A 12,990-nucleotide genomic window follows, 5' to 3' on the forward strand; every position below is an offset into this window, starting at 1 on the left:
TATGAACAACTTTATTTTAATATTCTTCTTTTTATTTTTAGGATTGCTTTTGCAAAAAGTGAAAGGTTTTCCGTCTAATACTTACAAGGTTTTAAACAAAATTGTCATTTATTTATGTCTTCCTGCCATCACCTTATATCATATTCCGAAAATTAAATGGAGCAATGAATTATTGTTTCCAATAGGAGCGGGCTGGATTACTTTTATTCTGGCATTTGTGTTTTTTCATTTTTTAGGAAAGAAATTAAAATGGTCCAATAAACTCATTGGCTGTTTGATTTTAACTGCTGGATTAAGCAATTCATCATTTTTAGGTTATCCTATAATTGAAGCTTTGTTTGGGAAAAAAGGATTAGAAACAGCAGTTTTGGTAGATCAGCCCGGAACATTTGTAGTGGTTTCAACATTAGGGGTTTTTGTAGCTGCTTTTTATTCTAAAGGGAGTCCCGATACGTTGAGCATCATCAGGAAGATACTCTTATTTCCTCCGTTCATCATGTTTGTTCTGGCCTGTTTAATGAATGTATATGACTACGATTTAGATTTGAATATTCAATCTATTTTATTGAAAATAGGAAGTTTTGTAACCCCGCTTGCTTTATTATCGGTAGGATTACAGTTGAGTTTTGATCGTAAAAGCCAACATTGGAAATTTTTACGTCTGGGACTTTTCTTCAAACTTATTCTGGTTCCGTTTGTCCTTTTAGTTTTATACGTTTTTATTTTCAAACAGCATTCTGAACCTATAAAAATTACAATAATGGAAACTGCTATGGCACCCATGATTACGGGTGCGATTCTGGCTTCGACTTATGGTTTGAAACCAAAATTAAGCAGCATGATGATTGGTTTTGGGATTCCGGTTTCTTTCCTAACCCTTGCAATTTGGTACTTTATTGTCAGTTTAATTTGATTATGAATTAATTATATAGGGAAAATAGAATTTTAACTAATTTTTAAATAATGATTGTATTCTGAATGTATTTTTTAGTTAATTTTAGAGGAACTAAAAAATATAATTATGTCAACATTAAGATTAGGCGATATAGCTCCGGATTTTCAGGCAGAAACTACACAGGGAACTATTAATTTTCATGAATGGTTGGGAGATTCATGGGGTGTTTTATTTTCGCATCCTGCAGATTTTACCCCTGTTTGTACAACTGAATTAGGAACAGTAGCGAATTATGTTCCGGAATTTACCAAAAGAAATACAAAGGTTATCGCTTTGAGTGTAGACGGTTTACAGTCACATTTAGAGTGGATCAAAGACATTAACGAAACTCAAAATACAACAGTTAATTTTCCAATTATTGCTGACGAAGATAAAAAAGTAGCTAATTTATACGATATGCTGCACCCAAATGCAAGCGATAAATTTACAGTGCGCTCTGTTTTTGTAATTGGATCTGATAAAAAAATCAAACTTACCTTAACGTATCCGGCTTCTACAGGAAGGAATTTCGATGAGTTACTTCGTGTAATAGATAGTTTACAGTTAACGGCAAATTATAGCGTGGCAACTCCGGCTAACTGGAAAGATGGTCAGGATGTGGTGATTTCACCGGCAGTTCCGGATAGTGATATTCCGGCAAAATTCCCAAAAGGACATACACCAATCAAACCGTATTTACGTTTGACACCACAGCCAAATAAATAAGCTTTTTTTTTGAGCTTCTAAGATACTAAGGTGCTAATTTTCCAAGATCATAATATTGGAAAATTAGCACCTTATAAGTTTATTGTCATTAGGAAAAACTTAGCAACTTAGTATCTGAGCTTCTTAGTGGGTTTTTAGCAACTCAGCCATCTTTTTCTTGTCACCAACTACCCAGATAATATCATTTTGCTGTAAAATCAAACTGGACTCAGGATTTAGGATTCGGTTTCCGTTTCTTTCGATTCCAACCACCATTCCCCCGGTTTTTCCTCTAAACTGACCAATGCTTTTTTCCATAAAGTCTTCATTAGAAACTTCCAGCTGACGCAGTACGACTTCAGATTCTTCTACATTTTTAGCAGCTTCAATTTCATTCTGGTTCAAATAATTAGTAAACTCAGTAATTTGTGCATCGGTACCAATTACTGAAATTTCGTCTCCTGGAAATAAACGTTCGGTTTTAGTCGGAATCGGAATTGTGACTTCTCCACGTCTGATGTACGCAATATTAATTCCCATTGATTCTCTAATACGTAATTCTTCTAATGTTTTTCCGGCAAGGTTCGATTCTTTTCCAATATCAAAAATAGACATGTGACCGTCCCAGGGCATTAAATTGGCATATCTTCTGTCTATCTTTTTGTTTTCGCGGTCATTTAAATTCTTCAAAAAGTGATTTTCGATTTTATGATATTGTTCGTTTAATTTTTTAGGAAAAATTTGATAAGCTCCAATCGCAATTATCAATGCAATAAAAGCGACTAGGGGAGAGAAGAAAATATTCAGTAAAAATCCAACGAAAAATAATCCCAAACTCATTCTAATTAAAATAAGCATCAAGAGAGCCCCGCGATATTTGCGTTCTTCCCATAATCTTTCAACCTCTTCAACTTTGACACGACGCAGGGAAAGTGCCCATAAAAATGGAGCGATTATAACCAAAGTTAATAAAGCTGCCAATGTATTTCCAAAACGTGTATCGGCTACTAAAGGCGCTACAAATTTGGATGATAATAAAACAATTGCGGTAATGATTATGGTATGAAGAATAATTTGGGTTATCGAAGAGCGCAACACAATCTGCCAGGTACTTACGGATTTAATTGCCTGAGCATTTACGCTGTAACGGTTAATGTTTTTTACCCATTTTTTCGGCATTTTTTGTTCTAAAGCTAACGCAAACGATTCAGAATATTTAATTAAAAAAGGTGTGGTAAAGGTTGTGATGGCAGAAACGGCTACAATTATAGGATACAGGAAACCACTTGTAACTTTAAGTGTCATACCAAGTGTGGCGATGATAAAAGAGAATTCTCCAATTTGCGCCAGACTCATTCCCGTTTGTACAGATTGTTTCAAAGGCTGGCCTGATAATAATGCGCCAAATGAAGAACTGAATGCTTTTCCAAAAATAGTTACCAGCGTGATAATCAAAACAGGAAGTGCAAAATCAACTAATGTTACCGGATTAATTAACATCCCTACAGATACAAAGAAAACGGCTCCAAATAAGTCTTTTACAGGCTGAATCAAATGTTCAATTTTTTCTGCCTGAGTAGTTTCTGCAATAATAGAACCCATTATAAAAGCCCCAAGAGCAGGAGAAAATCCAACATTTGCAGCAAAAATCACCATCATCAAACACATGGCCAGTGAAATGATGAGCAGCATTTCATCTGTTAAAAGATGTTTGGTTTTTTTTAGAATGGTTGGAATAATAAAGATTCCGCCCAAAAACCAAATAATTAAAAAGAAAATTAGCTTTAAGACAGATTGTAATAGTTCTCCACCTGATACTTCATTACTTACAGCGATAGTAGATAACAAAACAAGCATTAAAATCGCAACAATATCCTCAACAATCAGAGCTCCGAAAACAATTCCAACGAATTTTTTTCCTTTAACACCTAATTCGTCAAACGCTCTGATGATAATTGTTGTAGAAGAAATCGAAAGCGTCGCCCCAAGAAAAATACTGTCCATTTTTCCCCAACCCATCCATTGTCCAACACAATAACCAATGAGTGTCATGAATGCAATCTGCGTTATAGCAGTGACAGATGAGGTTCCGCCAACCTTCATTAGCTTCTTAAAACTAAATTCGAGTCCCAAACTAAAAAGTAAAAAGATAACTCCAATTTCAGCCCAGACTTCAACACTTTTCATATCAGTTATCGAAGGAAAAAAGTCAAAATGGTTTCCGGCTAAAAAACCTGCAATCAGGTATCCCAAAACCAATGGCTGTTTCATTTTTTTAAAAATAAGTACAGCAATTCCGGCAGTCATCAGGATTAATCCCAGATCACTAATTAAAGGTTGTAAGTGGTGTGTAGTTTCGGCAGTGGCGGTTAAGGCAATCATATAAAAAGGCGGTATTTTTTTCAGGAGCTTAATCCAGATTTCCATTCCAAGCTTTTGTTCAAAACACCTATTTTTAAACAGCTCCAGGAGCTTCCGTTGGGCGCTCTGTATCTAAAAAAAATATGTTTTTTTACAAAAGGCTTTTCATTTAAAATGGAATTTACTGAACTCCTATAAAAATAAAAGTTAAGTGAAGTAATCTGGACTAGATTCCGTATTAAATAAAAAAAGCTATCCCGATAAAGATAGCTTTTTTTGACAAAATATTTTAGGTTTTCTTTAAATTCCTGTGTAATTACTAGGAGTTATCTGCATTAATTCTGCTCTGACAGAATCAGAAACTTCTAAAGTTGCAATAAAATTATGAATTGCATTCTTATCAATAGCTTCATTGGTTCTGGTTAACCCTTTTAAAGCTTCATACGGATTTGGATACGCTTCGCGACGTAAAATAGTCTGAATTGCTTCAGCCACAACTGCCCAGTTTCGTTCCAAATCTTCGGCAAATTTACTTTCGTTTAAAAGTAACTTGTTCAAGCCTTTCAAAGTCGCTTCAAAAGCAATGATTGTGTGTCCTACAGGAACTCCAATATTTCTTAAAACAGTACTGTCAGTTAAATCACGCTGTAATCTTGAGATTGGTAGTTTAGCAGCCAAATGTTCGAAAATAGCATTTGCAATTCCTAAGTTTCCTTCTGAGTTTTCAAAATCAATAGGGTTTACTTTATGTGGCATTGCCGATGAACCAATTTCACCTTCTTTGATTTTTTGCTTGAAATAATCCATTGAAACATACGTCCAGATATCACGATCTAAGTCGATAATGATATTGTTGATTCTTTTTAAGCCGTCAAAAAAAGCAGCAAAATGATCGTAATGTTCAATTTGAGTAGTTGGAAATGAATGTTGTAGACCTAAACCGGTTTCTACGAATTTAGTTCCGAATTGTTTCCAGTCAATTTGTGGGTAAGCTACATGATGTGCGTTGAAGTTTCCTGTTGCACCACCAAATTTTGCTGCAAACGGAATGTTGAACAACAAACGCATCTGCTCTTCTAAACGCTCTACAAAAACCAAAATTTCTTTTCCCAAACGGGTAGGAGAGGCAGGCTGCCCATGTGTACGTGCCAGCATCGGAATAGCTGCCCATTCAACACTTAATTCTTTCAATTTAGAAATCAAAGAAATTAAAGAAGGCATGTAAACCTTTTCAAAAGCTTCTTTTGTAGAAAGCGGGATAGCAGTATTGTTAATATCCTGAGATGTCAATCCGAAGTGAATGAACTCTTTGTATTGTGACAAACCTAATTTTTCAAAAGCATCTTTGATAAAATATTCAACCGCTTTTACGTCGTGGTTGGTTACTTTTTCAGTTTCTTTAATCCAAAGCGCATCTTCAGTAGAGAAACTCTTGTAGATATTACGAAGACTTTCAAATAAATCTGAATTAATGCCCTGTAATTGTGGTAGTGGAATTTCACATAAAGCAATAAAGTATTCAACTTCAACTAATACACGATATTTTATTAAAGCTTCTTCAGAGAAGAAAGGTGCTAAATTTTGGGTTTTACTTCTATATCTTCCGTCAATTGGGGATATAGCATTCAATTCGTTTAGAGTAGTCATCGTTATGTTGTTTTTCGAAAGGTGCAAATATAAGGTATTGTTAAAACTTCTGAAAATTACTGAAGCTATATTATGGTTTAAATTATGGTTTTGAAAATTTTATCCCAAATAGTGAAATAGAAACCATAATTACGGGATTCATTTTTATGATGGTCATTATGAAATTTTGTAGTCGAAATCCATTTTGTAAAAGCATTTCTGTACCAAAAATCCGGAAATATATCTGTCTTTAAATGACCAAATATTCCGTACGATAAATTTAAAATGAGGTAAATAATGATGCTCAAATAATTTAACTTTAAAAGCGTAATTAAAAACAGCCAGATAAAACCGAATCCTAAAGTTTCAATTGGATGAAGGACATAAAGACTATAAACATTAGTGTCAACATGGGTGTGATGAAGTTTGTGAATTGGGTTGAACCATTTTAAGCGATGCGCCAGAAAATGAAAGCAGAACATAAAAAAGTCCATCAAAATGATCAGCAGTAATGTATCAAAGAATAGAGATGCAATTGATGCTGAAAAATCTATTTTTAAGATTCCTAAACGGTACAATTCGAACCCCAATATTGTTATAAACGTATTGCAAATCAGGGTCGAAAAGACCCATTTGCGGTCTGACTTTTTTAAAACGGTATTTTCAGGCTCAATTATTCTTCCGATTAAAACTGAGATATAGATTAAAACCAAGTTTTCAATCAGAAAAAAAACAGTCACAGAAGCCAGATTAAATTGGGATAACTCTTGCAGCCAGCTTTCAAAAATCATTTTGTCTTTTCTAAATTCAATAATTTTTCTCTCAAATCAGCTACTCCTTCTGAAGCAAATTTTGCGATTGTTTCAACCTTGTTTCTAATATTTGGAATTGCAATTGGCTTCGGATCAATGTAGAAAACCGGCGTAATGCTATAGGTGTAACTGATTAACCCTGCAGCAGGATAAACCTGAAGAGAAGTTCCGATTACAGCAAAATAATCAGCGGTCTCCGTTATGGCAATGGCTTCTTCAAGTGCCGGAACATCTTCGCCAAACCACACAATATGCGGACGGAGCTGGTGTCCGTTTTCATCCAGATCTCCGGTTGCTAAATCCTCTGTCCAGTCTAAAATCAAATCCCGATTTTTGGTACTTCTGACTTTTAGTAATTCTCCATGCAAATGTAAAACTTTGGAACTTCCGGCTCTTTCGTGTAAATCATCAACATTTTGAGTGATGATGTAAACATCAAAATCTTTTTCTAATTCGGCTAAAATTTTGTGTCCTAAATTTGGCTCGACTTCTTTAAGCTGTTGTCGTCTTTTATTGTAAAAATCCAAAACCAGTTCCTGATTTTTATGCCATCCTTCGGGAGTTGCTACTTCCATTACGTCATGACCTTCCCATAATCCGTCACTGTCACGAAATGTTTTGATGCCGCTTTCAGCACTTATTCCGGCCCCTGTAAGAACCACTAATTTCTTTTTCATTTTTTGTATTGCAATTATTTGGGTAATCGATTCACTTCTAATATTCGTACCATTGTCGGTTCTGATTTTACCATACCTTCGCCATCAACCTGATTTACATTCTGAAGAAAGATATGAAGTTTTTTTTGCTTTTCCCAAAGTGAAATATCATAATTAGGTTCCCATTCGCCTATTGAGGTTGTGGTTAAATCTGTTACTTTCCAATTACTGTCTTCGCTTAAATTTGTGTAAGCCATTGAAACTTTGTTTTCTCTTTCGCTATCTCTAAAAAGAAGGTACAAATAACGATTTTTCCCTTCTTCTTTAATCAATAAATCGGGTCTTGAAATCGGGATTTTTTTGGTACCGCCGCCGCCTAAATAAAAAGAAGTTTGTCTGAAACCTGTATTCGATTTTTTCCAGCTACCATTTTCTAAATAAACAATCTGAAATTGCGGAATATTGTTTTCACTCCAATAATTCGCAATATAAGGATTTCCGTTTTTATCTGCCGTTATCGAAGTTTGGTTGATTAAACTCGATTTTTCCGGAATTTTCCAGGCAATTTCTGCAGATGCGACAGTTATGGGTAAATTGTATTTTTCTCCATTTGATTTTTCCCAAATCAAACCGCCATCAAAAGAGCGGGCATAACAGATGTCGTGATTCGTCGAAACATCCCAGCTTTCTCTCCAGACCCAGGACAGATGTATTGTGCCTTTTTCATCTACTTTTGCCTGCCAGTAAGCACTTCTTTTATCTTCGCCGTTTAATAAATTGCTTTGAATTTGTGACCATTTTTTGTCTTTCAAAGAATAGGAATTAATAATCATATTTCCTCTTCCCGAAGAACCTGAACGATAGAAAAACAATAAATTCCCGTTAGGTAGATTGTAAAATTCAGGATACGTTACTTTTTCTTCTGCAATATTGGTCATTGATTCTTCATTACCTAAATCTAAACTTAGCGGTAATTTACTTTTCGCATATCGCAGTCTGTTGTCATGATGATCCCAGCTTACATGTAAAAAGCCATCTCCGTCTACAGCAATACTAATGCTGTTATGAGCGTCTTTTGCATTGCCGGAGTAATCAGTTTTTAAAATTTCCCATGAGTTGGTATTTAGTTTTCTTTTGGCTAAAATTAATGCGCCACTATCATCATAATATGCTGTAAACTGAAAATTTTTAAAAGTAGTTACAGCATTTTTTCTGAATTTAACGGTATTAACAGAATTATTGCTCCAGCCATATCCAACTGGAATTTCTTTTGATGATTTTGTTGCACAGGCAAAAAGGGTTAGGAATAAGGTGCAAAAAAAGCTCTTATAAAATTGCTTGTTCATTAAAGGTTGTTTTTATGAGGTAGTTAGTAATTAGTAAAAATAACCGATTTTAGGAATAGTACGAATTAAAACATACCAGTTTTATTCTTAAAGAAAATTAAGATTCGAACTTCATATATAATCAAATAAGAAATTTTTAAAAGGAAATAGCTATTTTAGCTTCACATTAAAATCAGAAAATGAAAACAGTATGGATTTTGCTAATAGTTTGTAATTTTTCTTTTGGTCAGCTAAAAGTCAATTATTATAAAGTTCAGAATAAATTTGGAAAAACAATTACAGATAAAACTTTTGTTCAAAAGAAATTAATCAGTGATTCAGAAACCGCATATTTTTCATTTTCAAAAAAAGATTCTTTATTATTAGATGTAAGTTTTACTAAAACGGTAGGGTATCTTGATACTCAATTTGAAGAATTGAGAAACGAATTTATTGGAAATTTTGAGCCAACTAAAGTAAAACAGTGGGAGAACCTTGTGGGGTATTATGATGAAAAGAAAAATATAATGATAATAAAAACTTTTGCTGATTATACACGAATGAAACTAACCGAAATTGCATTTTTTACGAGTAACGAATCGATAAAAGGTTTTTTGCCTTTATTTGATGAAAACTTTCACTGATTTATGGTTTTAAGTTGATTTCTTAAACCTCAAAAAGCATAATCTTCTTACCTGATTTTTTTATTATTTTTGCGCCAAACAAAACCAAAATGATTGATTTAGATTACCTCGTATTTCTTGAAAATATATTAACAGATAACCGCAAAGAGAGATTTTTGAATGTTTTGGCGAATCGTACCAAACATTTCACGATTGCTGTTGAAGATGTTTTTCAGATGCATAATACGAGTGCGGTAATGCGTAGCTGTGAGGTTTTCGGAATTCAGGAATTAAATGTTATTGAGCAGCGTTACGGAAAAAAGATCGATAAAGAAATTGCTATGGGCGCTCAAAAATGGGTTGATATCAATCAATTTGATTCGGTTGCTACTTGCATTTCAACTTTAAAAAATCAGGGTTATCAAATTATAGCAACAACACCTCATGAAAATGACTGTCTGCTGGAAGATTTTGATATTACAAAGCCTAGCGCATTGTTTTTTGGTACAGAACGCGACGGACTTTCTCAGGAAATATTAGACAAAGCAGATGGTTTTCTAAAGATTCCGATGGTTGGTTTTACAGAGAGTTTGAATATTTCGGTTTCGGCAGCGATCATCATTCAGAATTTAACCAACAGATTACGAAATTCAGATATCAATTGGCAATTATCAGAACAAGAAATTTTAGAAAAACGTTTGTCCTGGGCAAGAAATTCGATTAAAGATATTAAACGGATTGAAGCTCGCTATTACGAGGAGCATTAGAAATGTATTTCGCTTAGTAATTTTACATCTTTTATGTTGTTGGAGTTTAATTCGTAATGATAAATTCCGTTATTTCCAATTGCAAATAGAGTATTATTTCTAATTATTACATCAAAACATTCTTTGTCTATCGAATGAACCAATACGGGTTCAGCAGGATTTTGAATATTAAATATTTTTATGACGTCGTCGCAAACCAATAAATAATCGGTATTAAAAAAGCCAATTCCTTTAGGGTGAGCTAATGTTCTGCTATGTATTAATTTTGGATTTTTAAGGTCTTTTGTGTCATAGACCTGTAAGACATTAATATTGTTTCCACAAAAAGTATTTGAATTTAGAGTTACAAAAGAATGAGTGTTGTTGGCTATTACCGGGTCGCAGGCAGTAAAATGCTGGACATCTGATAATTTAGTAGGGTTCTCAGGATTTTTGATAGAATAAATAAACATTCCATTTCTGGATCCAACATATAGATTTTCACCATAAGAAAATAAGGTTTCAATATTAAAACCAATTGGAATTTCGTTGACTTTTACCGGTTTCTCTTTGTCGATTAAAGAAAAAACATTTAGTTTCATTTCATCCACACTATAAAGATAATTTCCTTTTATAGCAAAAACGGCAAGAGAACCTCCCTGACCAATTTCGCCACTTCCTGATGAATCCGAATCGGAGCAGCTAATTAAAAATAAAACAATTAATGAAGATATAATTTTTTTCATTTTAAGTGGTAGTTTAAAAATTCGATATTTGAATTTTAGAATAGCGGACTGATAATAAAATCGATTAGTTAGTTTTCCAGTCAATTATGATTTCATTTTCACGGGGATTTCCAGAAAAACCATTTGGTGATTTTTTTTGCGGAAAGACATTTTTGTTCCTATTCGTAATGTCAATTTTTTTTGTGGCAGAATTGTACTTTATCGTTACCAAATCTACAGCCTGATTAATGTAAATAACATCATCAATTATAGCAAGATCTGTTGCTCCCGGTGCTTTTATAAATTGTAAACGGACAGGATTTTTAGGATCTGAATAATCGTAAACATGAAATCCTTTGTTAACATCATTAATAAACATTAAGTCTCCTTTTATATAAATTTTTCCAGACTTATTAATTGTTTGGGGTTTTCTAATACAATAGATTTTTCAAAAACACTTCTTTGAAGGACTACTGGTTTATATTGATTTTCTTCCCAGGAATTGTTTTCAAGGCGTAAACAGGAAGTAAAGACAAAGGCAATTAACAATATAAGTGATAATTTTTTCATATGAATTATTTTAATAAAGATAACTAAAATGAGTTATTTTTCTATCAATTTTGAAATTATTGATGTTTTTTTAATGTTAGTATCTGAATTAAACAAATAATTTGAATTTTATAAATTTTTGTAAAATAAAAACACCTACAACTTTTTTAAAATTGCAGGTGTTTGTTTGTGTTGTCTTAAATTTTTTCAACTTGGTTTGGCATAAATTAAATCATCCTTTTCATCGCTCGATTTGTGTACTACTTCTTTAAAAACAAAATAAACCCAAGTATACTAACAATTAGTATGGTCAATGCCGCCAAAACCATGGTCAGATCCCGAATGTTTTTTCCTGCCCAGTCCATGAATAAAAATTTATGTAAAATTGCAAACGAATATCCTTCCACTTTATCAGCATTTTTAACAACAGCTGCCAATCGTGAAGTTGAAGTTTCGATGAAATAAGTTGTTTTTTCAGGTGTATCATAAGCCAGTTTTATTACCGGCAGTCTTTTGTTTACAAAACCATATTCCCTGCTTTCAAAATCAGTTAAAACTTTTGATTCTAATAGTTTTATATTTTCAAATGAAGGCTCAGAATCATCTTCTGACGTGTCAATCATTTCGCAACACGAAGCTTTTGGTGCCCCATCGGTAAAATAATAAGCTAAAAATTCTGCATATTCTAAATCCAGGTTTGGCGCAATTTTATTTGTAGTTGCGTTGATGTAAACGACTTCAGATTTTTTATCATCTTTTTTGTTCCATTTAGAATCTAATTTTGGTTTTTTGTGTCTTTTTGTTTCTTTTTCAGCCAATTGACAACGATAATAAGTAGTGTCGTTTAGTGTAATAATACTCATGTTTTGAAAACGGCTCCAGTCTAAATCAAGCTTATTATTTGCTCTGGGAATTTCCTTGGTTGAAAATGTCGGTTCGTAAACCATTTGGGATAAGGTATAGGGTGACCATTTTGTAGTGGCATGATACGCACCGCTAAAAGCAAAAGTCAAAGTGAAAAGTGAAACCCAGATCCCGATTTGGCGATGGTATTTTCGAAGTCCTTTTTTAGGTTGTACACTATCCGTTTTTTTGAACTGTTTCCATAGTAAACCGTAAATTAAAATTCCACTCAGTGCAGAAAAACCAATAATTGATAGTAGAAAAATCATGGTAATAATTCGGACACTGTTGTTTGAAATGGCATCTACAAAGGACCAATTATGAAAAGTGTCAAAAAACCAAATAAACCATTGTCTTGAAGCTGGATTGAAAGTAGCGAGTTTGCCAGATGAGGTTTCAACGTAAACCTGCATTTCATCTTCACGATCAAAAGTAAATTTGTAAACCGGTAAATAGCGATTTACATATTTGTATTGTGAAGTAAATTCGGTTACAATTTCACTGTTTTTTAGAGCGCTTTTTTGATCATCCAAAAAATATCTTGAAAGCCATTCGGCATATTTTTGATCTCCATTTTCGATTTTTTTTGCATTTGAAGTATCAAAATACAGTAAATCACCGGCAATCATTTTTACCTGATAATAAGTGCTGTTGTTGAATTGAACGATCCGGAAATTTTTGAAATCCTTGATAAAATTTTGCTTCAGTACTTCCTGAATAGAAAATTTCAGTTGATTTTTAGGAATGATTTGCTGTTCGATTTTATCATGTGCGATTTCGGGTTTGAAAAAATGCGCCATAAACGGATGCATCAAACCGGATAATGTCCAGAAGATAACAGGGATAATGGTGATTAAACCAATTACACGATGCCATTGGTACATGTGCTGTTTGATTTTTTTTATGAATTTCGAATCTTTCTTTTTAGATTTTTTGGCTGTTATTTCTTTGTTCATTGTTCCGTTTTTTAGCCCCGATCGAAGCGATATCCTTTTGTGGCGGGGTTCGCCACAAAAGATATAGCG

General features: G+C 33.5%; 13 protein-coding genes. 4 read left to right on the forward strand and 9 right to left on the reverse strand.

From position 1 onward, the window contains the following. The first annotated feature begins 1 nt into the window (after position 1). Both BXU10_RS03320 and BXU10_RS03325 read left to right on the forward strand, forming a co-directional pair. The gene (locus BXU10_RS03320) at positions 2-913 is read left to right on the forward strand and encodes an AEC family transporter (protein WP_078226085.1); all 912 of its coding nucleotides are present in this window, start codon (positions 2-4) and stop codon (positions 911-913) included. 108 nt (positions 914-1,021) lie between these two features. After that, positions 1,022-1,660: a peroxiredoxin gene (locus BXU10_RS03325; protein ID WP_031456141.1), complete on the forward strand. Its 639-nt coding sequence runs from the start codon at positions 1,022-1,024 to the stop codon at positions 1,658-1,660. Between the two features lie 123 nt (positions 1,661-1,783). Here BXU10_RS03325 and BXU10_RS03330 read toward each other — a convergent pair whose 3' ends face one another. From BXU10_RS03330 to BXU10_RS03350, 5 genes are all read right to left on the reverse strand, one after another. Further along, positions 1,784-4,021: a cation:proton antiporter gene (locus tag BXU10_RS03330; protein ID WP_078227900.1), complete on the reverse strand. Its 2,238-nt coding sequence runs from the start codon at positions 4,019-4,021 to the stop codon at positions 1,784-1,786. Between the two features lie 279 nt (positions 4,022-4,300). After that, on the reverse strand, positions 4,301-5,647 hold the full coding sequence (gene purB / locus BXU10_RS03335; RefSeq protein ID WP_078226086.1) for an adenylosuccinate lyase: 1,347 nt from the start codon (positions 5,645-5,647) through the stop codon (positions 4,301-4,303). Between the two features lie 77 nt (positions 5,648-5,724). Continuing rightward, a complete protein-coding gene (locus BXU10_RS03340) occupies positions 5,725-6,417 on the reverse strand; it encodes a sterol desaturase family protein (RefSeq protein ID WP_078226087.1) in 693 nt (230 codons plus the stop codon). Further along, positions 6,414-7,115, reverse strand: coding sequence for an NAD-dependent deacylase (locus BXU10_RS03345; RefSeq protein ID WP_031456137.1), 702 nt, complete (start codon positions 7,113-7,115; stop codon positions 6,414-6,416). Before BXU10_RS03345 ends, BXU10_RS03340 begins: the two co-directional genes overlap by 4 nt. A 14-nt stretch (positions 7,116-7,129) precedes the next feature. Beyond that, positions 7,130-8,440, reverse strand: a complete 1,311-nt coding sequence (locus BXU10_RS03350) for a BNR repeat-containing protein (protein WP_078226088.1) — start codon at positions 8,438-8,440, stop codon at positions 7,130-7,132. Positions 8,441-8,619: 179 nt separating this feature from the next. Between BXU10_RS03350 and BXU10_RS03355 the strand changes: the two genes are divergently transcribed. After that, positions 8,620-9,063, forward strand: coding sequence for a hypothetical protein (locus tag BXU10_RS03355; protein WP_078226089.1), 444 nt, complete (start codon positions 8,620-8,622; stop codon positions 9,061-9,063). An 89-nt stretch (positions 9,064-9,152) separates the two neighbouring features. Beyond that, entirely contained in the window at positions 9,153-9,809 is a 657-nt protein-coding gene (locus tag BXU10_RS03360) for an RNA methyltransferase (protein WP_078226090.1), read from the forward strand. Here BXU10_RS03360 and BXU10_RS03365 read toward each other — a convergent pair. The 4 genes from BXU10_RS03365 to BXU10_RS03380 form a co-directional block, all read right to left on the reverse strand. Then, positions 9,806-10,534: a hypothetical protein gene (locus tag BXU10_RS03365; RefSeq protein WP_078226091.1), complete on the reverse strand. Its 729-nt coding sequence runs from the start codon at positions 10,532-10,534 to the stop codon at positions 9,806-9,808. The two genes, BXU10_RS03360 and BXU10_RS03365, sit on opposite strands and share 4 nt — an antisense overlap. 64 nt (positions 10,535-10,598) lie before the next feature. Then, on the reverse strand, positions 10,599-10,892 hold the full coding sequence (locus BXU10_RS03370) for a hypothetical protein (RefSeq protein ID WP_078226092.1): 294 nt from the start codon (positions 10,890-10,892) through the stop codon (positions 10,599-10,601). Between the two features lie 11 nt (positions 10,893-10,903). Next, complete coding sequence (locus tag BXU10_RS03375; RefSeq protein ID WP_078226093.1) at positions 10,904-11,083, reverse strand: hypothetical protein; 180 nt, start codon at positions 11,081-11,083, stop codon at positions 10,904-10,906. 239 nt (positions 11,084-11,322) lie between these two features. After that, positions 11,323-12,921 carry a PepSY domain-containing protein gene (locus BXU10_RS03380; RefSeq protein ID WP_078226094.1) on the reverse strand — a complete coding sequence of 533 codons (1,599 nt, stop codon included), beginning with the start codon at positions 12,919-12,921 and terminating at the stop codon, positions 11,323-11,325. Positions 12,922-12,990: the final 69 nt, after the last annotated feature.

Origin of the sequence: Flavobacterium sp. LM4, from assembly GCF_002017935.1 — a bacterium.
In the GTDB taxonomy this organism is placed as follows: domain Bacteria; phylum Bacteroidota; class Bacteroidia; order Flavobacteriales; family Flavobacteriaceae; genus Flavobacterium; species Flavobacterium chungangense.

What these genes read in the sequence shown, in the direction of transcription:
- BXU10_RS03330 (WP_078227900.1), bottom strand. Translation starts at nt 4,021, where the DNA reads ATGATTGCCTTAACCGCCACTGCCGAAACTACACACCACTTACAACCT.
- BXU10_RS03365 (WP_078226091.1), bottom strand. Translation starts at nt 10,534, where the DNA reads ATGAAAAAAATTATATCTTCATTAATTGTTTTATTTTTAATTAGCTGC.
- BXU10_RS03325 (WP_031456141.1), top strand. Translation starts at nt 1,022, where the DNA reads ATGTCAACATTAAGATTAGGCGATATAGCTCCGGATTTTCAGGCAGAA.
- purB (WP_078226086.1), bottom strand. Translation starts at nt 5,647, where the DNA reads ATGACTACTCTAAACGAATTGAATGCTATATCCCCAATTGACGGAAGA.
- BXU10_RS03320 (WP_078226085.1), top strand. Translation starts at nt 2, where the DNA reads ATGAACAACTTTATTTTAATATTCTTCTTTTTATTTTTAGGATTGCTT.
- BXU10_RS03370 (WP_078226092.1), bottom strand. Translation starts at nt 10,892, where the DNA reads ATGTTTATTAATGATGTTAACAAAGGATTTCATGTTTACGATTATTCA.
- BXU10_RS03360 (WP_078226090.1), top strand. Translation starts at nt 9,153, where the DNA reads ATGATTGATTTAGATTACCTCGTATTTCTTGAAAATATATTAACAGAT.
- BXU10_RS03345 (WP_031456137.1), bottom strand. Translation starts at nt 7,115, where the DNA reads ATGAAAAAGAAATTAGTGGTTCTTACAGGGGCCGGAATAAGTGCTGAA.
- BXU10_RS03355 (WP_078226089.1), top strand. Translation starts at nt 8,620, where the DNA reads ATGAAAACAGTATGGATTTTGCTAATAGTTTGTAATTTTTCTTTTGGT.
- BXU10_RS03380 (WP_078226094.1), bottom strand. Translation starts at nt 12,921, where the DNA reads ATGAACAAAGAAATAACAGCCAAAAAATCTAAAAAGAAAGATTCGAAA.
- BXU10_RS03340 (WP_078226087.1), bottom strand. Translation starts at nt 6,417, where the DNA reads ATGATTTTTGAAAGCTGGCTGCAAGAGTTATCCCAATTTAATCTGGCT.
- BXU10_RS03375 (WP_078226093.1), bottom strand. Translation starts at nt 11,083, where the DNA reads ATGAAAAAATTATCACTTATATTGTTAATTGCCTTTGTCTTTACTTCC.
- BXU10_RS03350 (WP_078226088.1), bottom strand. Translation starts at nt 8,440, where the DNA reads ATGAACAAGCAATTTTATAAGAGCTTTTTTTGCACCTTATTCCTAACC.